23 protein-coding genes are annotated in these 24,245 nt (G+C 46.9%); 19 read left to right on the top strand and 4 right to left on the bottom strand.

Going from position 1 to position 24,245, the window contains the following annotated elements; all coding sequences use genetic code 11:
- Nucleotides 1-2: 2 nt before the first annotated feature.
- Nucleotides 3-1,787: an ABC transporter ATP-binding protein gene (locus NST45_RS21290; RefSeq protein WP_339823739.1), complete on the top strand. Its 1,785-nt coding sequence runs from the start codon at nucleotides 3-5 to the stop codon at nucleotides 1,785-1,787.
- Between the two features lie 74 nt (nucleotides 1,788-1,861).
- On the opposite strand, the gene NST45_RS21285 is transcribed toward NST45_RS21290, so the two are convergent.
- On the bottom strand, nucleotides 1,862-2,665 hold the full coding sequence (locus NST45_RS21285; protein WP_339823736.1) for a Cof-type HAD-IIB family hydrolase: 804 nt from the start codon (nucleotides 2,663-2,665) through the stop codon (nucleotides 1,862-1,864).
- Between the two features lie 12 nt (nucleotides 2,666-2,677).
- Entirely contained in the window at nucleotides 2,678-3,625 is a 948-nt protein-coding gene (locus tag NST45_RS21280) for a DMT family transporter (RefSeq protein WP_339823733.1), read from the bottom strand.
- 228 nt (nucleotides 3,626-3,853) lie between these two features.
- Between NST45_RS21280 and NST45_RS21275 the strand changes: the two genes are divergently transcribed.
- The 6 genes from NST45_RS21275 (at nucleotide 3,854) to NST45_RS21250 (ending at nucleotide 10,991) form a co-directional block, all read left to right on the top strand.
- Entirely contained in the window at nucleotides 3,854-4,567 is a 714-nt protein-coding gene (locus NST45_RS21275) for a metal-dependent hydrolase (protein WP_038569151.1), read from the top strand.
- A gap of 59 nt (nucleotides 4,568-4,626) precedes the next feature.
- A complete protein-coding gene (locus tag NST45_RS21270) occupies nucleotides 4,627-6,438 on the top strand; it encodes a sensor histidine kinase (protein WP_339823730.1) in 1,812 nt (603 codons plus the stop codon).
- Nucleotides 6,431-7,630 carry a response regulator gene (locus NST45_RS21265; RefSeq protein WP_051491207.1) on the top strand — a complete coding sequence of 400 codons (1,200 nt, stop codon included), beginning with the start codon at nucleotides 6,431-6,433 and terminating at the stop codon, nucleotides 7,628-7,630. Before NST45_RS21270 ends, NST45_RS21265 begins: the two co-directional genes overlap by 8 nt.
- 189 nt (nucleotides 7,631-7,819) lie before the next feature.
- The gene (locus NST45_RS21260; RefSeq protein ID WP_339823727.1) at nucleotides 7,820-9,151 is read left to right on the top strand and encodes an extracellular solute-binding protein; all 1,332 of its coding nucleotides are present in this window, start codon (nucleotides 7,820-7,822) and stop codon (nucleotides 9,149-9,151) included.
- 106 nt (nucleotides 9,152-9,257) lie between these two features.
- Nucleotides 9,258-10,133, top strand: a complete 876-nt coding sequence (locus tag NST45_RS21255; RefSeq protein WP_038569153.1) for a sugar ABC transporter permease — start codon at nucleotides 9,258-9,260, stop codon at nucleotides 10,131-10,133.
- Between the two features lie 30 nt (nucleotides 10,134-10,163).
- Nucleotides 10,164-10,991, top strand: a complete 828-nt coding sequence (locus NST45_RS21250) for a carbohydrate ABC transporter permease (RefSeq protein WP_036681776.1) — start codon at nucleotides 10,164-10,166, stop codon at nucleotides 10,989-10,991.
- A gap of 90 nt (nucleotides 10,992-11,081) precedes the next feature.
- Here the strand turns inward: NST45_RS21250 and NST45_RS21245 are convergent, their stop codons facing one another.
- Complete coding sequence (locus NST45_RS21245) at nucleotides 11,082-12,083, bottom strand: lipoate--protein ligase (RefSeq protein ID WP_339823724.1); 1,002 nt, start codon at nucleotides 12,081-12,083, stop codon at nucleotides 11,082-11,084.
- Nucleotides 12,084-12,309: 226 nt separating this feature from the next.
- Between NST45_RS21245 and NST45_RS21240 the strand changes: the two genes are divergently transcribed.
- The 4 genes from NST45_RS21240 (at nucleotide 12,310) to NST45_RS21225 (ending at nucleotide 15,958) form a co-directional block, all read left to right on the top strand.
- Nucleotides 12,310-13,398, top strand: coding sequence for a threonine-phosphate decarboxylase (locus tag NST45_RS21240; RefSeq protein WP_339826216.1), 1,089 nt, complete (start codon nucleotides 12,310-12,312; stop codon nucleotides 13,396-13,398).
- A gap of 124 nt (nucleotides 13,399-13,522) precedes the next feature.
- Nucleotides 13,523-14,260, top strand: coding sequence for an adenosylcobinamide amidohydrolase (locus tag NST45_RS21235; protein ID WP_339823721.1), 738 nt, complete (start codon nucleotides 13,523-13,525; stop codon nucleotides 14,258-14,260).
- A gap of 49 nt (nucleotides 14,261-14,309) precedes the next feature.
- Nucleotides 14,310-15,269 (top strand): adenosylcobinamide-phosphate synthase CbiB, encoded by a 960-nt coding sequence (gene cbiB, locus NST45_RS21230; RefSeq protein WP_339823718.1) that lies wholly within the window; start codon nucleotides 14,310-14,312, stop codon nucleotides 15,267-15,269.
- 8 nt (nucleotides 15,270-15,277) lie between these two features.
- Nucleotides 15,278-15,958: a histidine phosphatase family protein gene (locus NST45_RS21225; RefSeq protein ID WP_339823715.1), complete on the top strand. Its 681-nt coding sequence runs from the start codon at nucleotides 15,278-15,280 to the stop codon at nucleotides 15,956-15,958.
- 98 nt (nucleotides 15,959-16,056) lie between these two features.
- Here the strand turns inward: NST45_RS21225 and catA are convergent, their stop codons facing one another.
- Nucleotides 16,057-16,716 carry a type A chloramphenicol O-acetyltransferase gene (catA, locus tag NST45_RS21220; protein WP_038569162.1) on the bottom strand — a complete coding sequence of 220 codons (660 nt, stop codon included), beginning with the start codon at nucleotides 16,714-16,716 and terminating at the stop codon, nucleotides 16,057-16,059.
- A gap of 142 nt (nucleotides 16,717-16,858) precedes the next feature.
- Here catA and NST45_RS21215 point away from each other — a divergent pair, with 142 nt between their 5' ends.
- The 8 genes from NST45_RS21215 (at nucleotide 16,859) to NST45_RS21180 (ending at nucleotide 24,142) form a co-directional block, all read left to right on the top strand.
- Complete coding sequence (locus NST45_RS21215; protein WP_036681786.1) at nucleotides 16,859-17,395, top strand: ATP-binding protein; 537 nt, start codon at nucleotides 16,859-16,861, stop codon at nucleotides 17,393-17,395.
- 124 nt (nucleotides 17,396-17,519) lie between these two features.
- Nucleotides 17,520-18,971, top strand: a complete 1,452-nt coding sequence (locus tag NST45_RS21210) for a PLP-dependent aminotransferase family protein (RefSeq protein WP_076104824.1) — start codon at nucleotides 17,520-17,522, stop codon at nucleotides 18,969-18,971.
- A gap of 13 nt (nucleotides 18,972-18,984) precedes the next feature.
- The gene (locus NST45_RS21205; RefSeq protein WP_076224705.1) at nucleotides 18,985-19,917 is read left to right on the top strand and encodes a D-alanine--D-alanine ligase; all 933 of its coding nucleotides are present in this window, start codon (nucleotides 18,985-18,987) and stop codon (nucleotides 19,915-19,917) included.
- A complete protein-coding gene (locus NST45_RS21200; RefSeq protein ID WP_036681793.1) occupies nucleotides 19,910-21,073 on the top strand; it encodes an aminotransferase class I/II-fold pyridoxal phosphate-dependent enzyme in 1,164 nt (387 codons plus the stop codon). Before NST45_RS21205 ends, NST45_RS21200 begins: the two co-directional genes overlap by 8 nt.
- Nucleotides 21,074-21,168: 95 nt before the next feature.
- Nucleotides 21,169-22,230 (top strand): nicotinate-nucleotide--dimethylbenzimidazole phosphoribosyltransferase, encoded by a 1,062-nt coding sequence (cobT, locus tag NST45_RS21195; protein ID WP_076104822.1) that lies wholly within the window; start codon nucleotides 21,169-21,171, stop codon nucleotides 22,228-22,230.
- Nucleotides 22,227-22,775, top strand: a complete 549-nt coding sequence (gene cobU, locus NST45_RS21190) for a bifunctional adenosylcobinamide kinase/adenosylcobinamide-phosphate guanylyltransferase (protein WP_076224707.1) — start codon at nucleotides 22,227-22,229, stop codon at nucleotides 22,773-22,775. Before cobT ends, cobU begins: the two co-directional genes overlap by 4 nt.
- Nucleotides 22,772-23,587: an adenosylcobinamide-GDP ribazoletransferase gene (cobS, locus tag NST45_RS21185; RefSeq protein ID WP_076224709.1), complete on the top strand. Its 816-nt coding sequence runs from the start codon at nucleotides 22,772-22,774 to the stop codon at nucleotides 23,585-23,587. The genes cobU and cobS overlap by 4 nt, the downstream gene beginning before the upstream one ends.
- A 228-nt stretch (nucleotides 23,588-23,815) precedes the next feature.
- A complete protein-coding gene (locus NST45_RS21180; RefSeq protein ID WP_339823710.1) occupies nucleotides 23,816-24,142 on the top strand; it encodes a YnfA family protein in 327 nt (108 codons plus the stop codon).
- Nucleotides 24,143-24,245: the final 103 nt, after the last annotated feature.

The raw sequence follows: 24,245 nt of genomic DNA, 5'->3' as shown, positions 1-24,245 counted from the left end.
CTTTGAAGCAGAAAGGCGTATTTTCAAGATTAAGTACATATATGTTAAGGCACAAGCTTTTATATACGATTTTATTATTTACGACTTTATTTGGAATTGTTCTGGATTTAACGATTGCTTGGCTGCTCTCAGTAATTACGGATGCTGCGGTTAGACTCGATGTGAAAGCTTTTAAAGGTCTGGTTATTTTTGGATTAATCTACTTATTAGTGAGTGCAATTAACGGTTTCATCGATCGATATCTCAAAAATAAAATCGCAGCTAAGATCAGAAATGAGCTGCGGTTGGATATGATGCGGCATGCCTTAGCTCTTCCTCAGTCTTATTTTGACCGTAATCATTCCGGGGATTTATTGTCCCGCTTTACTAATGATAATCAATCTGTTGGTAATGCTGCAGGCGAGGTAATGATTGATCTAATCCGTAACCCTTTACTAGCCCTCGCGGCTTTTGGTTATTTGCTCTATATTAACTGGTTACTGGCGTTGATCTGTTTTGCAATGGGGCCTTTGATGTTCCTTACGGGAAAAATCTTCGGTTCAGCGATGCGTGAGAACAGTGTGAAGATTCAGACTAATATGAGCAAGATTACTTCCTTTTTACATGACATTCTAGGCAGTAGTATGGTGTTTAAATCCTTTAGCATTGAACGCAGACTAATGAAGCAGTATCAGGAGCATAGTGAGAATATTACTTCTGAAGAATTGAAGCGGGGAAGAATTGAGGGAGCTACTGGCTCATTCTCCTCTTTTTTGGGAAACTTTACGTTTCTTCTGGCGCTGGTCGTGGCAGGTTATTTTGTGGCAAAAGGATCACTTGAGGTCGGTGCGATGATTGCTTTCATCCAGCTCATGAATTATTTAGTGATGCCGTTCTCGTCATTGCCGGGACTGATCAATTCGATGCAGCAATCACTTGGGGCGGCGGGACGGATCTTTGAGGTGTTGGATAGCCCGGTGGAGGTTGAGACCCTTCCAGAAGTGGAGACTAAGCAACCAGAATTTGAGAGTATGGTTATGTCGTCGATCTCTTTCTCGTATCCGGGAGCAGAGAGACAAAGTATAAACAAGATTAGCTTAGAGCTTCAAAAGGGAACACAGATGGCGGTTGTGGGACCGAGTGGTGGAGGTAAATCTACGCTTTTTAAACTATTGCTGGGATTGTATGAACCCGATGAAGGCGAAGTAATAATCAATGGGCAGCGGATCAACGAGATGAGTCTGGCTAAGCTTAGAAGTTATTTTTCCTATGTGCCGCAAGAGGCAGGTCTTTATACGGGAAGCATTCGTGATAATATCCGGAATGGAAATCCAGAGGCGGATGAGCAAGAAATTCTGGAAGCTTTGCGAAAAGCGAATGCCTATGATTTTGTAATGGAATTGCCTGAGGGACTGGATACTGATATTGGTGAGGAAGGCTCACGACTGTCCGGGGGACAACGTCAGCGGCTATCCATTGCAAGAGCAATTCTGAGAAACGCTCCTATTCTGCTGTTGGATGAAGCTACTGCTGCACTTGACAATGAATCAGAAAAACTGGTGCAGCAGGCTATTCGTAAACTAATGGGAGATAAAACTACACTCGTTATCGCGCACCGTTTATCTACGATTCAGAACGCTGATATCATTCTCGTGATGGAGAATGGTGTAATTGTGGAGAGTGGAACGCATGATGTATTGCTTGCTGCTGAAGGAAGATATAATGATTTGTACTATTCTCAGCTAGAGCAGGAAGAAGAGAGTGGAATGGGACCCGGGGAAGTAAAATTAGTATCTACAGGAGTGTGAGTTTTTGGAAATAAACAGGGGTGCTGCATCGTCATTTAACATGGCGTTACAGCACCCCTTTAGCTTAAGGAAGTTTAGTTCACTTTATTAAGAATGAATTTATCAATCGCATATTTCACGCCATCGTCATTGTTGCTTAAGGTCACAAAATCAGCAATTTCTTTCAGAGCAGGAATAGCATTCTCCATAGCGACGCCAAGTCCGGCAGCTTCCAGCATCTCATGGTCGTTCCAAGAATCACCTACAGCGATGGTCTCGGAAAGATCACAGCCGTAATGTTTGGCTAGGAATTCAAGTGCAATGCCCTTGGTTCCTTCATGATGCATGATTTCCAGGAAGTGTGGTTTGGATTTGGTAATATGCACGGAATCACCAAGCAATTCATGCAGGATTGGAGCCAGTTCATCCAAGAAATCAGGATCATCGATAATTAGCATTTTTGGTGTTTTTTGCGGGACAAGCTTTTCCCAGTCAGGCTCAATAAAATATTGCGTTTTATTCAAGTCCGTATAGTCTTTGATCTTATGGTTGTCTTCACGGGCATATAGCTTGTCGTCAATGTAAGTTTGCAGATGCAGATTATGCTCCACGCAGTAAGTGAACAGCTTGCGGACTGCATCTTGCGGGACGTAACGCTCATACAGTACTTTTTCATCGAGCAAGTTCTTAACGAGTGCACCCTGGTAAGTAATGATAGGTACGTTTAGTCCAGTTTGACGGGCAATGGCTTGAGCGGAAGCGTAAGCACGGCCTGTAGCAAGGGTTACGACAACACCTGCGGCAACTGCCTCTTCAAGCGCAGTTTGGGTAGCGGGTGTTACTTCCTTGTCATCATTAATCAGAGTGTCATCAATATCAATCGCGATCAATTTGTACATTTGTCTCTCTCCTTATCTCTTTCTAAATAGATGTAATTTGGAAAAATAACTCTTCTTATGTTGATTCTGACCCGGTTCCGGGCTCAGCTCTGCCATAAGCATAGCCCCCAGAATACAACCACAACCGAGCAGAGCGGACAACCCAAGTGTTTCCCCGCCAAAGGCTAAACCCGTCAGAACGGCAAATACCGGTTCTGTGGCATAAATAATGGCTACCCGTGATGGGGTAGTATATTTCTGACAGGCGGTTTGAATCCAGAAGGCAAAAGCGCTGGTTGGCCCAATGGAGATCAGCAGAGCCCAAAGCACAGCGGGGTCCTTTACCAGCTCCCCGCTGTGGGCGAGCGGTATTGCCCCTTCAAATATAAGCGAGGCAGCAATACTGAACAGCCCAACGAAAGCAAGCTGCAGAGTGGCTAGCGGCAACGCCGGATAATGAGGTGCATAAACGCCAGTATAGGCTACCTGTAACGCAAAAGCTATGGCACATAGAAGAATCAAGGCATCGCCTTTATTCAAGGATAATGCAGAGCCCGTGAACGTCAACAGATAAGGCCCGATTGCGGCGAGTGCTGCACTGAACCAAGTGTATCGTGAAATCGCATGCTTCAATAGGGCTAGAGACAGAAAGGGAACTAGGACAACTGATAGCCCGGTAATAAAGCCGGTATTAGAGGTTGTTGTATATAGAAGTCCTATAGTCTGAAAGCCATAGCCCAAAAACAAAAAAAGGCCAAGCAGCAGAGAATCGCGTACCATGCGGAAACTTAGCTGTTTCCAATCCTTGCGGTAAAAAATAACTGTGATTAGAGCCAGCAACAGGGCAGCGCCCATAAAGCGGATGCTATTAAACGCGAGTGGTGGCAGCACCTTGACAGCATTTTGTACAATCAGAAAGGTACATCCCCACATCATCGCCACCAATAGCAGGCTAAAATCGGCTATACGGGAACGCTTCACTACTTAGGTCATCCTTTCTTCAGCAGCTGTCGCCTCTATGTAGACGACAAGGTCAAGTTGTCCAAATTGTATCGTATATTCATGGAGAGGACAAGATAGAAATCGCGTAAAGGCTTATATACTAAGCGATTTCAGCGTTTTATGTAGACAAAAAATCCGGGTCTTGATATACTTCGATAACCGCACATTTGTTCTTGTTTTTGCATCTTAGAAAGGAGCGGTTTCACTATGATGGGCAGATCCCATTTAATTATCAGCACCGGGGTTACCCTATCTGTTATGAGTTTGATGGCCCATGAGATTACAATCCCGGTTATTGCCGTCGCGGCATTAAGTTCGCTCCTGCCAGACATTGATGAACCGAATTCGTTACTGGTACGCAAGGCGATTCCTGACTTTCTGCTCAGGATACTACAGGTTGCTTTGATAGGAGCAGCGATTTATCTTTATTTTGCAGGAATCGTTGAAAGCCCTTGGAATATTGTACTGGCCCTACTTGTGGGGAGTGTAACTTTCCTGCCGGGAAGAAAGCTGCGGCATCTGGTGATGGTACTAATCGCTACTGCGGTATTTGCATACGGAGGGGCGTATGATCCTTGGAACTACATAGTAGCTTGTATACTCGTAGTTACATCACTTGTCCCGCATCGTGGATTGACTCATACCTTATATGCGGTTGCAGGCTGGAGCACTTTATTGTATTTTGCTTCATCGGGTATACAGGATGGTGGTAGTCTATGGATAGCAGGCGGCATGTCTTATGCGCTTCATCTATTGGCCGACTCTCTCACCCAAAGGGGAATTACGCCCCTGCCGCCCATTCCATTTAAGCTGCGTCTAAAGCTAATGAGTACAGGCACGAAAAAAGGTGGAGCTGTAGAGAATGTTTTTATCCTGCTCACACTCGCCCTAGTTGTATATGTATTTATACTTTCTCCTTGAGATTTACGGATATGAAGCACATAATGAATTACCGCTAGAACACACAGGAGGCGGCTGTTATGCGGGGGGATTCCTTAGTGAAGTGGTTTGGAAGATTGCAGATTCGTAATAAAATAATCCTTATTTTTATACCGTTGATCATTTTTCCATTGCTTGCTTTAGGCTTGCTCTCAGGGCAGATGTTCAGCCGTTCGATGATCGAAAAGGCTAAGTACAATTTTAAAGATGAATCCAAGCTCATCATGCAGCAAATAGATACGATTGTAAAAAATGCGGAGAGTAGTGCCAACATTATAACTACCGACATCCATCGGATGTATGCTGAACGTCCGTTGTTATCCTCGACAGTGGAGCAGACGCGGTTTCGCAATTTAATGCAGAGCCAGCTTTCTATCGATCTGATTATTTTTCCGGATGTCGACTCTGCTGTATTTGTGGATACGGAAGGGCAGATATATTCCTCTTACGCCTACGGTAATCCTAACGAGCAGAAGGTATTCACCAGCGATATGCTGGAGAAGGCTAAAGAAAAAGGCAGCTACGGAGTTAACCGTTGGCTTCCCATGGAGCAGAGAGATTATCTGGTTAGTGATCCGGCAGTTCCGGTGCTCACACTGAGTAAAGTCGTGTACAATCTTAAAACGGGCAACCTAATAGGTACATTATTTGTGAACGTAAAAGAAGATGCTCTCTCTGCTTTTCTGGAAACCGCTAGAGAAACCTCTTCGGACAAGAAATATTTTATAGTAGACGGAACGCAAAGGACCGTGTCTACCCCTGATAAATCAAAGCTTCTACTGAAGCCTGAGGACAGACTGAACGGCAGTCTTAGGAAGACGGGAAGCTCTGTCTCGGAAATTATCGGCAAGGGGAGCGGGCGAGAGCTGGTCACTGTGACGTATTATGATAAGCTGAATTGGAAGCTTGTGAATACGATTTCGCTGCAGAAGTTAACTGCGGATATTCACCGTAATATAACGTTAACTATATTCGTGGGAATAGGATGCCTGTTACTGTCTCTGCTGCTTGCAGGAAAGCTGTCACAGATTATCGTAAATCCGCTTCTTCAAGTGACGAAGGCGATGCGTAAAGTAAGGGAAGGCGATCTGAATGTCACCTCACCAGTGACTACAGAGGATGAGACTGGGCTAATCTCCACCGTATTCAATTCCATGGTTGGTCGTATTCAGGAGCTGATGCGGACGATTACGAACGAACAAGTCCGGAAACGTGAATATGAACTAGCTCTGATCCATGCCCAGATTAAACCCCATTTTCTGTACAACACACTGGATACGATTTATGTACTCAACGATTTGGAGCTTAATGAAGCAGCTCGGGATACGACCAAGGCACTGGCAGATTTCTATCGGGTTGTTCTTAGCAAAGGGAACGAGGTTATTCCACTGTCCGAGGAAGTATCAAATGCAGCTGATTATTTGGCTATTATGCAGGTTCGCAACCCCGACGTATTACGTTACGAGATTAATATCCCGAAATTTCTCGAAGGAGTCAAGGTACCCAAATTGTCCCTGCAGCCGCTCATCGAGAATGCAATCTACCATGGATTAAAAACAAAGGGCAGTCAGGGGCTAATCTCAATAGAGGCTTATACACACGGAAGAGAAGTTATCATTACTGTGGAGGATAACGGTGTTGGCATGTCCGGGGAGCAGGTGTCGCGGATTGTAGAATACCGCTCACGAGAAGGAAAACCGGCATCCATTGGCATTTACAGCGTTCATGAACGGATTAAGCTGTATTTTGGAGAACCATATGGCCTATCGGTAGAAAGTAAACTGGGAAAAGGTACTGTTATGAAAATGACGATTCCCGGTACGGAAGCGCAGGGGGGCAGCGTAGATGTATAAAGTGATGGTTGTAGATGACGAGCCGCTGTTTCGTTATTATATGCGGACCAAGCTGGATTGGAGTAAATATGATTTCAGTGTCTGTGGTGAAGCGTCAAATGGCAGAGAAGCGCTGGAAGAAGCGGAACGGACGAAACCAGATTTGGCTTTAGTGGACATTAGTATGCCCTATATGGACGGTATGGAGCTGGTTACCCGGTTACAGGCCAATGCTCCTGATATGCTTATTGTTTTTGTAACAGGGCACAATGAATTTGATTATGCACAAAAAGCGATTCGCTTAGGTGTACAAGATTATTTATTGAAACCGTTTAACCAGCAAGAGTTTAACGAGATGATGATCAAGGTGAAGCAGCGCCTTCAGTCACATAAAATAGGTGCACGCAAAGCTGGGAAGCCGGAAATAATTGCAGAAGGAACGGCTTCCAATAAGCTCTTTCCACTCCAAATGGACGAGCAGAATTCCTCTGAAGGGATAGAGGAGTTCTCCTTTCCATCCAAAGAAATCACTCATCTTGGAATTCAGGATGCCATGCTGATGGCGTTAAAGATGGGGGATGGCGATGCAGCGGCGAAGGACATAAGCAAATTAATTGAGATTCTACGACGCCAGAGAGGGGGAGGCAGCTATTCCTTTACTCTATTAATGAGTATAGTATCCCTTTGCCTTGCCTATGCTGGAGAAAGAGGGATCAATCCGGAAAGTCTCTGGAAACCAGCAGGTTCACCGGAGCAGCGGCTACGGGAGATGGATAACTGGGATGAGACTGAAAGCTGGATAAAAGGCTTGTACAGTAAAGTCATTGATCAAGGTCGTGAGCACCGCCCCTCTAAGTCGTACAATTTATTCATTGCCGCCAAAGAGTACATCCGGGAGCATTATTCCGATTGTGAGCTGACAGTTGACCAGGTGGCGAATGGCGTTTATGTAGATACCAGCTATTTACGGAAGGTTTTTCGAAAAGAAGGTGGAATCTCTGTACTTGATTTCATTACCTATACTCGTATGAAGCAGGCCAAGGAACTGCTTGCTGGAGGAAATGTGAGACTGTCTGAAATCGCCGGTAAAGTGGGCTATAATGACCCGAATTATTTCAGTAAATGCTTTAAAAAACACTATGGCATGCCGCCGTCTGAATTTGAGCAGCTGGCTGCCCGTTCCCGCCATATTGGCGTTAATAATGAAATTTAATAAACATATTTGGTGGCGGCTCTCTGGTGAGGCCGCTTTCATTTTGTCCTGTTTATTACCGATTGTGCCCGATATGGCTCTTTTTGGGTCTTCAAGGCTCAAATATAATAGAAACAGGACGATGAAAACGCTAACAAATAGCGGATTCAACTAGCTCCACTAAATAGAGCATCAGAAAGGGGATTCATTATGAGCAACAAGCTATTCAGAACACTGGGGGTTGCAACCGTTTTATCCTTAGCTTTCTCACTTACAGCCTGTGGTGGTAACAATGCCGGAAACGGTGGTTCAACCTCTGAAGGTTCCAATACGACCGCTGGGAATACCGATAAGAAAATTCAAATAAAAATTTATGCACAGCATTTTGACGAAGATACTTCAAAGCCATTTGATTATGCCGTAGAGGAATTAAAAAAGGAAATGCCGGAGGTGGAGATTGTACTGGATGAGGCTGTTCAAGACGGCTACCAGAAGCTGAAAACATATGCCGCGACTGGGAACATGCCGGATATTTATGAAACAGACTGGCCTACGCTGCAAACCTTCGCCAAATCTAAAAATGTCGAGCTGCTTGATGAATACCAAGCCACCAAAGATTTCAAAGCGAATCTAAACACAGGGAATGAGTCCCGTCTAATTGCCCCAGATGGTCATGTATACGCATTTCCATTTACTGGAATTGAATTCCAAATGTTGTTTTACAACAAGGATATCTTTAAAGAGGTAGGCATTGAGATGCCGATCAAGACGATCGATCAGCTGGCTGAAGCAACTAAGAAGCTTACTACAGCAGGGTATACACCGCTCTCAATTTTCGCGAAGGAGAAATGGATCACTACTTCTTTTTATAGCGGACTTGTGACTCGTGAGGAGACGAAAGGGTTTGGCCCACTCGAAACGAAGGGAACGACAACATTGCCTTCGCCTTATGTAACAGCAGCAGAACAAATGAAGAAGCTGGAAGAAGCAGGCTTGTTCGACGTCAATGCTACGAATACCAATTATGATCAAGCTTCATCTTTGTTCTACCAAGGAAAAGCTGGCATGTTCGTCAACGGTCAGTGGGAAATCTACAGCAGTGCTGAGAAGCTTGGGGATAAAGTGGATTGGATGTACTGGCCAGCTAAGGACGAAGCGACTTATGAGAACAACAAAATGTACATTAACGGTGCAGGAGGTCCTGGTGGCTTTGCCGTTTCTCCAAGCAGCAAGAATGTAGAGACTGCAGTGAAAGTAGCTAGTTTCATCGCACAAAAATATAGCGAATACAAATATACACAGCTGGGTAGCCCGATCGTAGCGACTAAAGTGGATAAAGAAATGACCGGTGAAGTGCCTGCCATGATGAAAAGAATCGCTGAAGAAGTGCTGCCAAACGTGAAGGGGTACGCCAATGCGGTAAGCAGTGTTCAAATTAAAAATGCACTGGACGACAATACACAAAATATGTTGATCGAAGGATTCTCGGCTAAGCAGTTCACGGATAACATGAACCGAGTGCTGAACAAAGAAAATAAATAATTAGAGAAAAAAATAAATAAAAATTGGTCCATGCCCTGCAGCTCACCCGGATCGAGCCCTTATATCGGGTGAGCGGCTTGGCAAGGAAGGAGTGGAATCTTACCGCATGCATAAATACTTAGGTAATAAGAAAGCCATAATGCTGTTTCTGCTTCCCGCTCTGTTGATTTATAGCGTAGTGATTATCTATCCGGTGCTTCAATCCTTTTATCGTAGCTTTTTCGAGTGGGACGGGCTCAGTACGGCTACTTTTAACGGATTGTCCAACTATGTAGAGATGTTTGATGATCCATTGCTTTTGACTTCCCTTCGTAACGGCCTTATTTTTGCACTGGTACTCGCTGTATTTCAGATCGGATTGGGAACCATTCTTGCGCTTGCCTGTGCCGATCCGCGAATCAAAGGGCGTAAATTGTTGAAAACAGCTTATTTTATTCCCGTAGTTCTGTCGGTTACGGTTGTTTGTCAGCTATGGATTGCCATCTACGATCCGAATAACGGATTGATCAATAGGCTTTTTGAAATTTTGCATATTCCTTATCAACAAAACTGGCTTACTTCTCCAACCACATCCATAATTGCGATTGCCTTTGTTAATGCCTGGCAGTTCATGGGTTACCAGTTCAGTCTTTTATATGCGGGGGTTAAATCTGTCCCTGAGCAGTACATGGAAGCTGCCACGATTGACGGTTGCTCCAAATGGATGGCGCATCGTAAGGTGACAATTCCAATGATGAAGGAGACGTTCAAATTCTGTCTGATCATTGCCATTACTTCAGGAATCGGTGCTTTTGTACAAATGTTGATTATGACTAACGGCGGACCGGGAACGAGTAACTATACGCTTACCTTTATGATTTATCGTTATGCATTCTTGGAAAGCAACTACGGCTATGCCTGTGCGGTATCGGTTGTGCTTGTCCTTCTGTCGCTTCTGGCCACCATTATTATCAACAAGACATTTGACCGAAATGAAGCATAAGGCAGTACGCCGGAAAGGAAAAGGAACGTTATGAAAAAAGTGAGAGCATTGCTCATACAGCTTCCCCTATGGATTTATTTTATCATTTCCATCTATCCGCTATTATGGATGATTTCTTATTCTCTGAAAAATAACGATGAGATTTTTGTCACCAACCCTTTCGGATTTCCGACTAATTTCCGGATTGAAAACTATGTGGCCGCTTGGTCACAGTTCAATATACCGCGATATTTTACGAATAGCTTGGTAGTCTCTACGATTTCAACGCTACTTATTATCATATTATCGCTGATGTTCTCATTCGCAATTTCCCGGCTGCGGTGGAGATTCCGTGAAGGGGTCAGATTGTATATGACGATCGGAATGTTCATGCCGCTGCAGGTAATTATGATTCCACTTGCCATACTCGTACGGGATTTACATCTGACTAATACCTACGGTGGGCTGATTGTTCCTTATGTCGCCATTGGATTGCCGTTCTCTTGTCTGGTATTCTACGGCTTTATGAAGGGTATCCCTGGGGAGCTGGAGGAATCCGCTTGTATGGACGGCGCGAATGTATACCGGATGTTTCTGCAGATTATTGTGCCGGTTGTAACGCCAGCTGTCGCAACAGTAGCCATTTTTCAATTTCTGAACAACTGGAATGAATTTTTGCTGGCTTATATTCTGATCTCTGATGAGGGGATGAAAACACTGCCGCTGGGTCTATTGTTCTTCCAAGGCCAATACAGCACAGACTGGGGTGGCATGGGGGCGGTTATGACGATGGCGAGTCTGCCAATGGTTATTGTCTATTTGTTCTTTAGTGAGCAGGTGGAACGGGCAATGACAGTTGGATCTGCTGTAAAAGGATAAAGCGAAGAGTATTAATTCATGCAAAAGAGGACTTCTGGCGAATGCGCAGGAGTCCTCTTTTTGATTCAAATCATGACCAGTGAATTCATCCTATTCCTCTAGGAAGACCAATCCGATAAAATCCTCCGGCTCAATACGACCGAAATAATGCTTCAAATCGAGATCAGCTAATGCTTCTCTAACCTCAGCCTCGTCATAACGTTTGCCACGAAGTGCATTTTCAACATCTACTACGTCACCGACTCCGAAGAAGTCACCATAGATTTTGATGTCTTTAATGAGGGAATCTTCAATATCCATCCGAATATCAATAATTCCGGCAGGGAATTTGCGCGTGTGCTTAACGTTGCTTTTTGGTGACAGACCGTAGTTCCAGTCCCAGTTCTGGTAGTGCTCCTTGGAGATCTCGTTAATTTTGTCCCAGTCGGCTTGTTGCAGCTTGTACTGAGGAACCTCAGAAGAATCCATGCCAAAGATCGAACGCAGCAGGCCGGTGCGGAACTCCTCGATCGTCATATCTGTACCCAGCAGCTCTTTGATATTCGCTACACGACTGCGTACGGATTTGGTGCTCTTTGATTTAAACTTCTCTGGATTCACTTTTAGAGAGGCTTGTACATCATCTAAATTAAGATTGAACATCAAGGTACCATGGCTGAACATACGTCCGCGTGTGGAGAACTGAGCGTTACCGGAAATCTTTTGCTCACCAACTTGCAGATCATTCCTTCCGCTTAGCTCGGCGTTAACGCCCATGCTTTGCAGGTAATCGATGACCGGTTGGGTGAATTTCAAAAAGTTATGAAAGGATTGGCCGTCATCCTTGGTAATAAAGCTGAAGTTCAAATTTCCAAGATCGTGATAAACAGCTCCACCGCCGGATAGACGACGTACGACCTGAATATTATTATCTTTTACATACTCTTGGTTAATTTCTTCGATAGTATTCTGATGTTTCCCGATGATGATGGATGGGCTGTTGATATAAAAAAGCAGGTAACTCTCGTCCATCGGCAAGTGCTTCAGCGCATATTCCTCAATCGCCAAATTGATGGATGCGTCAGTAATCCCTGTGTTATCAATAAAAAGCATAGTGAATTCCTCCGTCGCAGCAAAATTGATTACAACCTTCATTTTAAACCAAAAGCGGTTTTTTAACAAAAGAGATCACATCTTTGAGATTCATGTCGGTTTGGGGGAAGCAGGGGATTTAGCTGGTTCCTTCTGCGAAAGCATTGACGTTCTTCCGGCAAGAGTCAATAATGGTGGCAATGACATACATATCGTGCTAGAGAAAGTAGATAGAGGGAGTGTAATTATGCTTGAAAAATATGGACATGGCGGTGATTTGCTGACGGCAGCGGAGCTCTATGGAGAAGCTGGGGGCACATTTCTCGACTATAGTGCCAACATCAATCCACTCGGTCCTCCACCGGAAGTTTTGGAGCTGCTTAGAACAGCACTGTCAACGGTGGTTACATATCCGGACCCTGGACACCGACGCTTTAAACAACTACTGGCGGAAAATCTTGGCGTAGATAGTGGCTGGTTAACCGTGGGTAACGGAGCAGCGGAATCTATGGCTTTGCTGCTGTTGGCGATAGCTCCGCAAAAGGTTGGCATCGTGGAACCTTGTTTCTCTGAGTATAGGCAGCTTTCCGGGCAATTTGGTGCTGAAGTATTGTCGGTCCAGGGGACTAGGGAACAGCATTTTCGCGCTGGAGTGGAGGAGATTGCCGGGCTGCTGGAACAGGTGGAGCTGTTATTTCTCGGACAGCCGAATAATCCCAATGGAGTTCAGTATGCTGTGGATGAACTGCGCTTGTTAGCGCAGAAGGCTGAAAGCTGCGGGACTTATTTGGCTGTGGATGAAGCTTTTATTGACTTTATCCCGGAGTCAGAGCGAAATACACTCCTGCCGGAGCTGGAGCAGTTTCCGCATACGGTTCTGGTGCGGTCGATGACGAAGTTTTATGCGATTCCCGGACTGCGTCTCGGGTTTGCGATTTCGCATCCGAAGCTGGCGAAGGCGATGAGCGGAAAGCAGGTCACCTGGAGTGTGAACGGCTTGGCGCTGCTGGCAGGGGAAGCCTGCCTTACAAGCGGACGTGACTATGAACAGCGCACGCGTGAGCTTATTGCAGCAGAACGCGAAAAACTGCGGCAGGGTCTAGTGCAGCTGGGTTGCGATGTCCCACCGGGAGAAGCCAATTTTCTGCTCTGTGGCTTGCCGTCACCGTGGAGTGCGGCTGAGCTGCAGACTAGGCTTGGCCGCGTAGGTATACTTGTGCGCAGCTGCGCTATGTATGCAGGGTTAGGTTCAGGGCATATTCGAGTTGCTGTTAAGGGACATGAGGATAATGCCCGCCTTTTGCTGCAGATGGCGGAGATTCTAGCGACTAAGTGACAGGTGCACGTATTCCTTAATGATGTGCGGAGGGAGCTGACAGCGCTATTGGCGGGGCATCCTTTCGAGGATGGTTGTAAGTATTCAATGAAAGAAATGAGCGGTGAAAGGAGCGGGATCGGCTATGGTGGAAGTGAAGATTCCATTTAATCTTGCAGGGGGAATCAGGGAGTATCATCCGGCCGTCTGGCCAGGGCTTGCTCTGCAGTGGAAGGATAAGCATCTGCTGCTGGAGCTGCCAGCAGCAGCGGATGGTTTATCGAGCGCGTTCTACGGCGGAGGAATGAACCGGCTGCAGCGGGCGGTTAATTTATATGTAGATCGCAATTACGAATGTAGTGATCCTGTCCAGGATATGGAGAATAAGCTGCGCGATTGGGGTTATCCTTTATCCGGCTGTGCCGGTCTGATGACGGCTGTACCGCTAGAGCATGCAGCGGTAGCTGAAGAGGACACGGGTTCAGCGGGGATTTTTGTTTGCGTTACAGCCGCCGCAGGAAATGCTGCGCGCTCAGGCGTGGAACGCAATGTATTGGCTGTGTATCGGCCGGGTACGATTAACATCATGCTCTGCATTGATGGCCGCCTGACACCGGCGGCCATGGTCAATGCTGTGCAGACAGCTGTCGAAGCCAAAGCTGCTGCACTGGCAGACCTCGGGATTACCGATCCCGAGAATGGCCTGATCGCAACCGGCACGACTACGGATGCTATTGTACTCGCTGTGAGCCAAAGCGGGAGATACAGCGCCGAGCATGTCTACGCCGGAACAGCAACCGATCTCGGAGGCGCTATCGGCCGGCTTGTATATAGCGCTGTGACGGGCAGCCTGCTGTCGGTGCAGGCAAGGAAGGACAGCTAATGACAATGGATAGCTGGAGAAGTAGAAGATTGTTCAGAGGTGATTGCCTGTGACAATCGCTTTGGTGTTGCTTGCGGCTTATGTGATTGACCGGATCGTAGGTGATCCGCGTTACCTGCCTCATCCCGTAATTGGTATGGGCAAAGCAATTACGGCTCTGGAGCGGGCGATCCGTCGTTTATGGTCCCGCCCGCAAAGCCTGCGCAGAGCTGGGGTGTTACTTCCGCTATGTGTGGCGGGCGGTGCTTGGGCACTGACAGCCATCCTGCTATGGCTGCTGTCATATATCTCACCTTGGCTCGTCTGGATAGCCGAGGTTTGGTTGATTTCAACCACGATTGCCTCCAAGGGACTAAAAGATGCAGGAATGGCGGTGTACGTGGAATTGCAGAAGGGCGATCTCCCTGCTGCCCGCAAGGCTTTGGGGATGATCGTGGGACGTGATACGACTTCGCTAGACGCCCCTGAAATTGTCCGTGGAACGGTGGAGACCGTCGCAGAGAATATTGTCGATGCGATTATTTCTCCGCTTTTCTACGCGCTGATTGGCGGTGCGCCGCTTGCTATGGCTTATCGGGCGGTCAATACACTCGATTCAATGGTTGGTTATAAGAACGATAAATACCGTGATCTCGGCTGGGCATCTGCCCGGCTCGATGATGTTGCTAACTTCATCCCGGCACGGATTACGGCATTACTTTTGGCTCTATGTGCAGGGATGCTTCGTCTGGATTGGCGTAGTTGCCTGCAAATGGTGAAGCGGGATGCACATCTACATCCAAGCCCTAACAGCGGTTATCCAGAATCAGCTGTGGCTGGCGCACTTGGCATCCGACTCGGAGGCGAAAATGTGTATCATGGCGTCGCTTCTTTTCGGGCTTATATGGGTGATCCGGTACGTACGATGGAACCAAATGATATTATCCAGACCTCGCGGATGATGATGCTCTGCTCTTCAATATTTGTAGGTCTATGCGCGGTTGCGGCATGGATATGGATTGGAGGCTGAGCGTCGGTATGGCAATTCCCTCTATAGAGCTTGAGCTAGTGCTTATCCGACACGGGCAGACGAAATGGAATGTTGAGCATCGTTACCTGGGACATACGGATCTTCCATTGCTTCCTGACGCAAGTGAGCGGCTATCCCAACTTCAGCAGCAGAGCTGCATGCAGGCTGAGTTATCAGGTGGTTTTTGGCGTGTGTTCTGTAGCGATTTGCTAAGATGTCAGGAGACCTTGGCTTTCGTAGCACCTTCACTAGAGCAGGACGCTATTTACGATCAGCGGCTTCGTGAAATGAACTTCGGAGCTTGGGAAGGCTGCACCTATGAGCAGTTGAAAGATAACTCTCTATATAGACATTGGATTGATGATCCTTCAAAGGTTACACCGCCAGAAGGAGAATCGTGGACAGAATTCGATGCACGGTTGCGTAGTTTCCTGTTAGATCTAGGTCAAGCTGCTATGGCTGCATTTGGATGCTGTGCTATCAAGGAGAAAAAAAGTGAGGTTACATCGAATAGAGTAATGGTAGTGACGCATGGGGGGGTAATCAGGAATTTACTTGCACAGTTAGTTCCTGACCTCACATTCTACAGTGCAGTGGCTCCTTCTCCAGGGAATGTAATGGTACTAAAAATACTCTGGCAGCATGGACAATGGTCAGCTGATAAAGCTGATATTGTGGAAAAAGGATGATTACATGAAAAAAGGGTTCCACATCATTAGGAAAACCTAATAGGTGGAACCCTTTATGTTTGAACTATCGTTTGCTGTCAGCAGAATAACGTGGTTAATTAGAGGTTAGGTAACCATTCCGTATAGGTATCTGCACGTGATTGTAATTCATTATACAGCATGCTGGCATGGTAACCGTCGCACACAGCATGGTGGAATTGCCCCGAGATGGGTAATAGTATTTTTTTGTCTTGCTGAAAATATTTCCCTATCGTAAAGATGGGAAGTAGGTAGGTTCCCTCGTTATACACGTTCAGGTTAAAGCTCGTGAAGCTGACCCACGGAATGCTGGAAATAGGGAAGGTGTTCGATGGTTCGTTTGCTTTAGCGATAAATTGTTTCACACTTCCGTACATTTTCATATCATCGAGATAACGGTTATAGAAATCATTAAACTGTTCACCGTACGAAGTCCAGATGCTTGAGAAAGTTTTATCATCATCATGGAAAATTGTAAAACTAGGTGACAAGCTATCCCAATAACCTAATCTACCTTCAGAATCAAAACATGTGCGGAATTCACTATGACGGTTCACCACCGTAGTTATCATGTGGATTAGTGCTGGGTACAGCTTAATTCCCTTATGCTTAAGCTCTGACAGTAGAAGGGTGATATCAATATTTACGGTCATGCTATAGGTGCATCTGACATTGTTTAAATAATGTTCAAAATAGGGTTTTCTACTCCAGTTATCAATGACAATCGGGTTAAAAATCATTTATTATGACCTCCTAAAATTATTTCGTTTTTCATTTTAGGAGGTCTGCTGGACTGATTTCACCATATCCTTATCACTATCCCTTGAGAAAGTATTTTGTAACGATGAGTATACCATCAATTGGAAGGGAGATGCATTTATAATGCTGAGCGAAAAGTTAGTTATTGAAAAATTGCTTCAGCAAAAGCGTACGAGTGTTGCTTCCATCGTAGTGATGATGTGCGGTGTAGCGGGGTCGGGTAAAACAACTTTTGCTAAAAAGCTGGAGAAAGAGGGATTCGCCAGACTTTCGATAGATGAAGATATTTGGGCCACGCACGGCCGTTTCGGGGTGGATTATCCAGAGCAGAATTATGAGTTCTATAAAGAAGAGTCGGAGATAAAACTGCGGGGGGAGCTGGTGAATCTGCTTCAGGCAAAACATCATGTTGTCATCGATTTCAGCTTCTGGCAACGTCAGAGACGGAACGATTACAAGCAACTTATTGAGGATTATGCTGGCGTGTGGGAACTGATTCACTTAAAGGTTCAGCCGGATGAATTACGTCAGAGACTGCTTATCCGGAGTGAACGTTTTGACGCCAATGCCGCATTTCCGATTACTGAGGACATATTAACCCGGTTTTTAAATGGTTTTGAGATCCCTGCTGGAGAAGGGGAGCTTGTGATCGAAGCATAGATCTGTAACTTGATTTTTGGGCATTTGTCCCCTCATAGAACCACAGCCGGATTAAAATCCCATGGCTGTGGTTCTTTTTTTAAGCGAGTGATTGTGCCATGATAGTCATGGGGGCGATTGAGAGATGTTTAAGGATTTTAAGCTCATAGCCGGACGGCCGGTGTATATACAAATTAAAGACTATATGAAGCACTTAATCATAAAAGGCGGTCTGCAAGGCAATCAAAAGCTGCCCTCCACACGAGAGCTCAGCACATTGCTTAAGGTTAGCCGCAACTCCGTAATCTCTGCTTATGCAGGGCTTGAGGATGATGGCTTTGCTTATGCCGTGCAAGGGCAAGGAAGTTATGTTGCAGCTACGCCGCCCGGCAGTGAAACGATCTCTTCCTGGACGATGGACTGGAAGTCACGTCTCAATGATCGCGCGGTGCTGGCGGAGGAACTGGATATCATGAAGCGCGGGATTCGAGCGGAGAAGGGGACGATCTCCTTCACCAGCATAGCGCCTGATGAGAGTCTTTTTGATCTGGATAATGTGAAGCGGTCCTTTATGGATCGGATGTCGGTAGAAGGCAACGTTCTGCTAAATTACGGCTATGCCAAAGGGTATAAGCCTTTAATAGACTATTTGAAGCAGTATATGGAGCACAAGGGCGTTGAAATGAGGGGCAAGGATATATTGATCACCAATGGTTTTACAGAGGGGTTCGATATTGTATTGTCTGCTCTGAGTAAAAAAAATGGTTCGGTCATTTGTGAGAATCCGACGCATCATACAGCGATCAAAAATTTGAAGCTGAACGGTTTTGAGATCACCGGGATTTCGATGGAGCGTGATGGGATTGATTTGGCGGAGCTGGAGAAAGCATTGCAACAGCAAGCTTTTGACTGTGCATACTTCGTCCCTTCTTACCATAATCCGACCGGAATTGTAATGTCTCCAGAGAAAAGACAGCGGCTAATGAAGCTGATGAATCGCTACCAAGTCCCGGTGATTGAGGATGGTTTTAACGAGGAATTACGATATTCGGGCTCACATGTGGCTCCACTTATCGCAGCAGCAGGCAGCGGCAACAGCGTGATTTATCTCGGCAGCTTCTCCAAGGTATTATTTCCGGGACTACGTGTAGGTTGGGTGCTGGCGGATCAGGAGTTGATTAATTCCCTCGAAAGCGTCAAGCGCGCCCGTACCATTCACACCTCGACGCTGGATCAATCCATTTTATATCAGTATTTATTGGGTGGCCATTTAGAGAAATATTTGAAAAAAGCCAGAGCGGAATACAAACGAAAGTATGAATTAACCCTGCAATGCTGCAAGGATTTTATTCCTTATACGGCGCTGTCAGGGGACGGTGGCCTGCATCTTTTTGTAACCTTCGCGGAGGGCTTTAATACAAGGACGCTGTTGGCGGCCTGTCATGAGCAAGGGGTTATTTTTACAGCAGGAGATATATTCTTCACAGACGGTAAAGGGCAAAATACGATACGGATCGGTTTCTCCAGAGTGACGGATGAGGATATCCGCAAGGGGATCGAGGTTATTGGCAGAACAGCTCGACAACTAATGGGATAAAGAGGTGCTTGAGATGAAAGTAGGCGTAATTATGGGCGGGGTATCCTCAGAGTATGAGGTATCCATGAATAGCGGTAGAGAAATATTGAAGAATCTAGACCCCAATAAATATGAAATTATTCCAATTGTGATCACCAAGCGTGAGGAGCTTATTGAGCAGGCAAAAGGGATCGATATCGCACTGCTTGCACTTCATGGAGCTTACGGCGAGGATGGTACGGTTCAGGGAACGCTGGAGACGATGGGGATTCCGTATACGGGCAGCGGGGTTTTGTCTAGCAGCATTTGCATGGATAAAGATCTCTCCAAAAAGCTTATGCGCTGCGCAGGCGTCAACACAGCAGATTGGCTATGCTGGGACAGCATGAAGGATTATTCGGCTGAAGCGGTGGAACGGCTCGGATATCCGGTTATGGTGAAGCCATGTTCAGGCGGCTCGAGTATCGGAATGGAAAAAGTGAGCAGCAGCGAGGAGCTGTTGTGCGCAGTGCAGAAGGCTTTTGCCTGTGATCAGGCGATTTTGATTGAAAGCTACATTCAAGGCCAAGAAATCACCTGTTCTATTCTAAACGGAGAGCTGCTGCCTATTCTGGGAATTACCTCAGCAAATGCCGAGTGGTTCGATTACAGTGCTAAGTACGAAGAAGGCGGAGCAGATGAACGGGTCATTGAATTGCCTACTGAAGTGCATGAGCGGGTACGCGAGGCTGCCTTGAGCTGTTATAAAGCACTAAAATGTAGCGTGTATGCACGGGTTGATATGCTGCTTAAAGAGGGTATTCCTTATGTGCTGGAGGTGAATACGTTACCAGGCATGACGAAGGCCAGTCTTTTACCCAAAAGCGCGCAAGCGGCAGGCTACACCTTCAGCGGACTACTGGACGAAATCATCTCCCTTTCCCTAACGGAAAAGAGTGCAAAAGAAGAGGTGTACAGCCATGCATAATGAATGGATTGCTCCACGAGTGCGGGAGATTGCGCCATCGGGGATTCGGGCTTTTTTTGACCTAAGTACGGGGAATCAGGATATTATATCGCTGGGTGTAGGGGAACCAGATTTCGTTACACCGGAGCATGTAAGAGCTGCCTGTATTCGTGCCTTGAACAATGGGGAAACGATGTATACGCCAAATTCCGGTTTACTGGAGCTTAGAGAGGAGATCGCTTCTTATCTGCACACAAGTTTCAAGCTTCGCTATGAGCCAAACGATGAGATTATGGTTACGGTGGGAAGCAGCGAGGCTGTGGACTTGGCATTACGAGCTTTCATTACACCTGGGGATGAGATTATCGTCCCTTCTCCGAGCTATATCGCATATTCGCCGATTACCCATTTGAACGGGGGGGTTACGGTGGAGGTAGAATCTTCGGCCGAGCAGGGGTTTAAGCTTACTGCTGAAGCGTTACGGAAGGTGATTACCCCGCGTTCCAAGCTTCTTATGGTGAATTTTCCGACTAATCCTACAGGTGCAGTAATGACTTATGAAGACTGGCTGCCTATTGCACAGATTGTAAAAGAGAATAACCTACTGGTCATTTCAGATGAAATTTATGCCGAGCTTACGTATGACAGTCAGCATGTCAGCATCGCCTCTCTTCCCGGGATGCTGGAAAGGACGATTGTGATTAGCGGCTTCTCCAAAGCTTTTGCAATGACTGGCTGGAGAGTTGGTTATGCTTGTGGCGATCGAGAATTAATTGCTGCGATGCTAAAAATCCATCAATACACTGCGATGTGTGCCCCGGTGCTCGGTCAAATTGCTGCGATTGAATCATTGCGCAACGGAATGCAGCATAAGGAACACATGAAGCAATGCTTCGATGAGCGGAGAAAGCTGCTGGTTAGTGGATTTCGATCCATCGGACTACCTTGCCACGAACCGGCGGGCGCTTTTTATGCCTTTCCTTCCATCGCTCATACCGGAATGAAATCAGAAGACTTCGCTTTGCAGCTGCTCAGGGAGGTCGGTGTCGCTGCGGTTCCGGGTCATGTGTTTGGAGCAGGCGGAGAGGGGTATATCCGCTGCTCCTATGCCGCTTCCTTACAAAAATTGACGGAGGCGCTGGAGAGAATCGAAGATTTTATGAAAGTGAAGTTGTAATTCTAGAAGTCCCCCTCTATCATAGATGGGGGCTTTTCTGCGAATATGAGATAGAATAGGTTATACGGATACATTTAATAGGAGGTCGTAATTATATGCTTTCAGATATTCAAGACGTAATTAAACAAATCATTCCGGCTGATGATCAGTCCATCCTCAAGGCGGAGCATCGGCTGAACATTCTGACCAAACCTCCGGGCAGTTTGGGACAATTGGAACCTCTAGCTGTTAAGCTCGCTGGAATTTCGGGTACGGAGCAGCCTAGTTTCACCAAACGAACAGTTGTTGTGATGGCTGCTGATCATGGGGTGTGCTGCGAAGGGGTGAGCGCATTTCCACAGGAAGTCACGCTGCAGATGGCCCATAACTTTCTCAGCGGTGGAGCGGCTGTAAATGTATTGGCACGTCAAGCTGGGGCAGAGGTACAGTTTGTTGATGTTGGCATAAACGGCGATCTTAGTCATGTCGATCTGATTGATCGTAAAGTGCGCCGGGGAACGGATAACATGGCTGTGGGACCTGCGATGAGTCGTGAGGATGCCATGAATGCTCTTCTTGTTGGGATAAGAGTTGCGCAGGAAGCGGTTAAGAACGGAACGGAGATTTTTATAACAGGCGAAATGGGCATTGGGAATACTACGGCTAGTGCTGCCATTCTATGTGCTCTCAAAGGAATAGCCCCTGAAGTAGCTGTGGGACGAGGAACGGGAATTGATGATGAACGTTTACTACATAAAATTGCAGTGGTGGAACGCGCCTTAAAGGTAAATCAACCGAATTCAGCAGATCCGTTGGATGTATTATCTAAAGTTGGCGGACTGGAAATCGCTGGCTTGGCGGGACTGATTCTTGGTGCGGCTGCTAATCGGACACCTATCATTTTGGATGGTTTTATTTCGGGGGCGGCAGCGCTTGTGGCAAAAGCCCTTGCACCTGAATCCATCGCTTATATGATAGCCTCTCATGTATCAGGAGAACGGGGTCATAAGCTAATGCTGGAGCAGCTTGGACTTGAACCGCTGCTTAATCTCGGTCTGCGATTGGGTGAGGGAACAGGGGGAGTATTATGCCTTCATTTAATCGAGGCGATCTGCCGCATTTTGAGCGAAATGGCAACCTTTGAAAGTGCAGGCATCTCTGGAGCTGGTCAACGATGAGCATTCTTGTAACGGGAGGCGCACGTAGCGGTAAAAGTGGTTTTGCAGAAAAATTGATGCATTCACTGGCAGATCAGGCCTTCTATGTAGCAACCGGACAGGCTTTTGACGACGAAATGAAGGAACGGATTGCTCTGCATCAGCATCAACGAATGGAAAGTGGTTACGCTTGGGAGACGCTTGAGGAACCGTATGATTTACCAGATCTGCTAAAGCGATTATCGGGTGAAAAAGCGGTGCTCGTAGATTGTTTAACCTTATGGTTATCCAATGCATTATTGGCCGTGGAAGGTTTTGAAAATAGGCAAGAGCTTGTTGAGAGTGAGATAGCAAGACTTGAAGACAGTGTGCGTTCTTTTCAAGGGACGCTTATTCTGGTCACTAATGAGGTTGGCGACGGGATTGTTCCGGAGTATGCGCTTGGCCGATTGTATCGTGATCTGGCGGGACGAATGAACGCCCTGATCGCTCGGCAATGCGAACAGGTCTTTCTAGTAACTGTTGGAATTCCGATTGAGCTTAAGAGCAGGGAGTATCGTTTATGAGGGAGCGCAGGGATGCGGCCGTAGCTGCCTTTCAGTTCTTATCCCGATTTCCTGTAAAAGGTGATCCGGGATTCTCTCCTGAACTGCTGCGCCGCAGTGTAATCTTCTATCCCATGGTAGGCGCAGCAATTGGGCTGTGTGTAGCTGCTGGAGCAGCCCTGACGGGATTGCTTTTACCTGCTTGGCCAGCTGCTGTGCTCACTCTGATTCTGTGGGTAGGCCTCACTGGCGGGTTGCATCTTGATGGCTGGATGGACAGCGCAGATGGTCTGCTCAGCTATCGGCCACGGGAGCGTGCCTTGGAGATTATGAAGGACAGCCGTGTGGGTGCGATGGGCGTACTCGCCTGCGTGCTGCTCCTGCTGTTTAAAGTTTCTTTGCTGGCAGCTCTAATCGAAGGCTACGCCTACTACGAGCTGCCGCTGCTCTTGGTACCAGCGGTCTGGAGCCGCTGGTATATGGTGCGGGCAATGGTGCGTTATCCCATTGCCCGTGGAGACGAGGGGCTGGCCGCGAACTTCGCCGGCCTAGCTTCCTCGCATGAGCGGCGCGCGCTGGCAGTCGCCGCGCTGCTCTCGCTGGCCGCCGCCGCTGCGCCTCTGGCGCTCGGCGCTGGCTTAGCCGCGTGGCCGCTGCATCTGGCGGCAGCTCTGCTGCTGCCGGTCGCGGCCTTGGCCTGCGGCACCGCAGCTGCGCGGCGGATCAGCAGCCGGCTCGGCGGGCTCACCGGCGACGTGTACGGCGCGCTGAACGAGCTGCTGGAGGTTGCGCTGCTGCTAGTTTTATTGCTGCTCCAGCACAATTTAATGTGAGCTCCACGGGTGAATCTTGAGTAATTTGGTGTAGGTGGTACTACGGATGAACCTTGAGTAATTTGGTGTAAGTAGCTCCATGGGTGAACCTTGAATAGTTTGCTGTGGGTAGCACTTCGGATGAACCTTGAGTAATTTGCTGTAGGTAGCTCTACGGGTGAACCTTGAGTACAATTTGTTATGAGTAACCTTTGCGTTTTAAGGAGATTGACAGGGAAGAGGGATGACATGTTATTTGCCATTCTGCTATTTATAATTGCTGGCCTTGCTGAGATCGGTGGCGGATATTTAGTGTGGTTATGGTTGAGAGAATCAAGGCCACTTTGGTACGGCTTAGTGGGGTCCTTGATTCTGATAGCGTATGGGATTATCCCTACGTTGCAGAAATTCCCTTCCTTCGGCAGAGTGTATGCGGCTTACGGCGGGGTGTTTATCGTGCTCGCGGTCTTATGGGGATGTCTTGTAGACAAGAAGACACCAGACGTATATGACTGGGTCGGAGCAGGTATTTGTGTGATCGGTGTATCGGTCATCCTCTGGGCACCGCGACACTAAGTTGAGTGATGTTTGCTTAGCCATAAAAGCTGAATGAAAGCTGAGTAACCTAGTTTTTACTGAGTGAGTAACTTGGCTCCGGACTCAGGGGACCTTATTTGCG

This window comes from Paenibacillus sp. FSL R7-0163 (assembly GCF_037969975.1).
Lineage (GTDB): Bacteria > Bacillota > Bacilli > Paenibacillales > Paenibacillaceae > Paenibacillus_AQ > Paenibacillus_AQ odorifer.
The sequence above is the reverse complement of the archived record's forward strand: the minus strand, read 5'-3'. Positions and strand labels throughout refer to the sequence as shown.

Bases quoted from the DNA above. Each gene is read 5' to 3' on its own strand.
- NST45_RS21180 (WP_339823710.1), top strand. From the start codon at position 23,816: ATGTTATTTGCCATTCTGCTATTTATAATTGCTGGCCTTGCTGAGATC.
- NST45_RS21265 (WP_051491207.1), top strand. From the start codon at position 6,431: ATGTATAAAGTGATGGTTGTAGATGACGAGCCGCTGTTTCGTTATTAT.
- cobS (WP_076224709.1), top strand. From the start codon at position 22,772: ATGAGGGAGCGCAGGGATGCGGCCGTAGCTGCCTTTCAGTTCTTATCC.
- NST45_RS21225 (WP_339823715.1), top strand. From the start codon at position 15,278: ATGGCAATTCCCTCTATAGAGCTTGAGCTAGTGCTTATCCGACACGGG.
- cobU (WP_076224707.1), top strand. From the start codon at position 22,227: ATGAGCATTCTTGTAACGGGAGGCGCACGTAGCGGTAAAAGTGGTTTT.
- NST45_RS21270 (WP_339823730.1), top strand. From the start codon at position 4,627: ATGCGGGGGGATTCCTTAGTGAAGTGGTTTGGAAGATTGCAGATTCGT.
- NST45_RS21260 (WP_339823727.1), top strand. From the start codon at position 7,820: ATGAGCAACAAGCTATTCAGAACACTGGGGGTTGCAACCGTTTTATCC.
- NST45_RS21285 (WP_339823736.1), bottom strand. From the start codon at position 2,665: ATGTACAAATTGATCGCGATTGATATTGATGACACTCTGATTAATGAT.
- NST45_RS21200 (WP_036681793.1), top strand. From the start codon at position 19,910: ATGCATAATGAATGGATTGCTCCACGAGTGCGGGAGATTGCGCCATCG.
- cobT (WP_076104822.1), top strand. From the start codon at position 21,169: ATGCTTTCAGATATTCAAGACGTAATTAAACAAATCATTCCGGCTGAT.
- NST45_RS21205 (WP_076224705.1), top strand. From the start codon at position 18,985: ATGAAAGTAGGCGTAATTATGGGCGGGGTATCCTCAGAGTATGAGGTA.
- NST45_RS21275 (WP_038569151.1), top strand. From the start codon at position 3,854: ATGATGGGCAGATCCCATTTAATTATCAGCACCGGGGTTACCCTATCT.
- NST45_RS21235 (WP_339823721.1), top strand. From the start codon at position 13,523: ATGGTGGAAGTGAAGATTCCATTTAATCTTGCAGGGGGAATCAGGGAG.
- NST45_RS21250 (WP_036681776.1), top strand. From the start codon at position 10,164: ATGAAAAAAGTGAGAGCATTGCTCATACAGCTTCCCCTATGGATTTAT.
- NST45_RS21245 (WP_339823724.1), bottom strand. From the start codon at position 12,083: ATGCTTTTTATTGATAACACAGGGATTACTGACGCATCCATCAATTTG.
- catA (WP_038569162.1), bottom strand. From the start codon at position 16,716: ATGATTTTTAACCCGATTGTCATTGATAACTGGAGTAGAAAACCCTAT.
- NST45_RS21215 (WP_036681786.1), top strand. From the start codon at position 16,859: ATGCTGAGCGAAAAGTTAGTTATTGAAAAATTGCTTCAGCAAAAGCGT.
- NST45_RS21210 (WP_076104824.1), top strand. From the start codon at position 17,520: ATGTTTAAGGATTTTAAGCTCATAGCCGGACGGCCGGTGTATATACAA.
- NST45_RS21255 (WP_038569153.1), top strand. From the start codon at position 9,258: ATGCATAAATACTTAGGTAATAAGAAAGCCATAATGCTGTTTCTGCTT.
- NST45_RS21240 (WP_339826216.1), top strand. From the start codon at position 12,310: ATGCTTGAAAAATATGGACATGGCGGTGATTTGCTGACGGCAGCGGAG.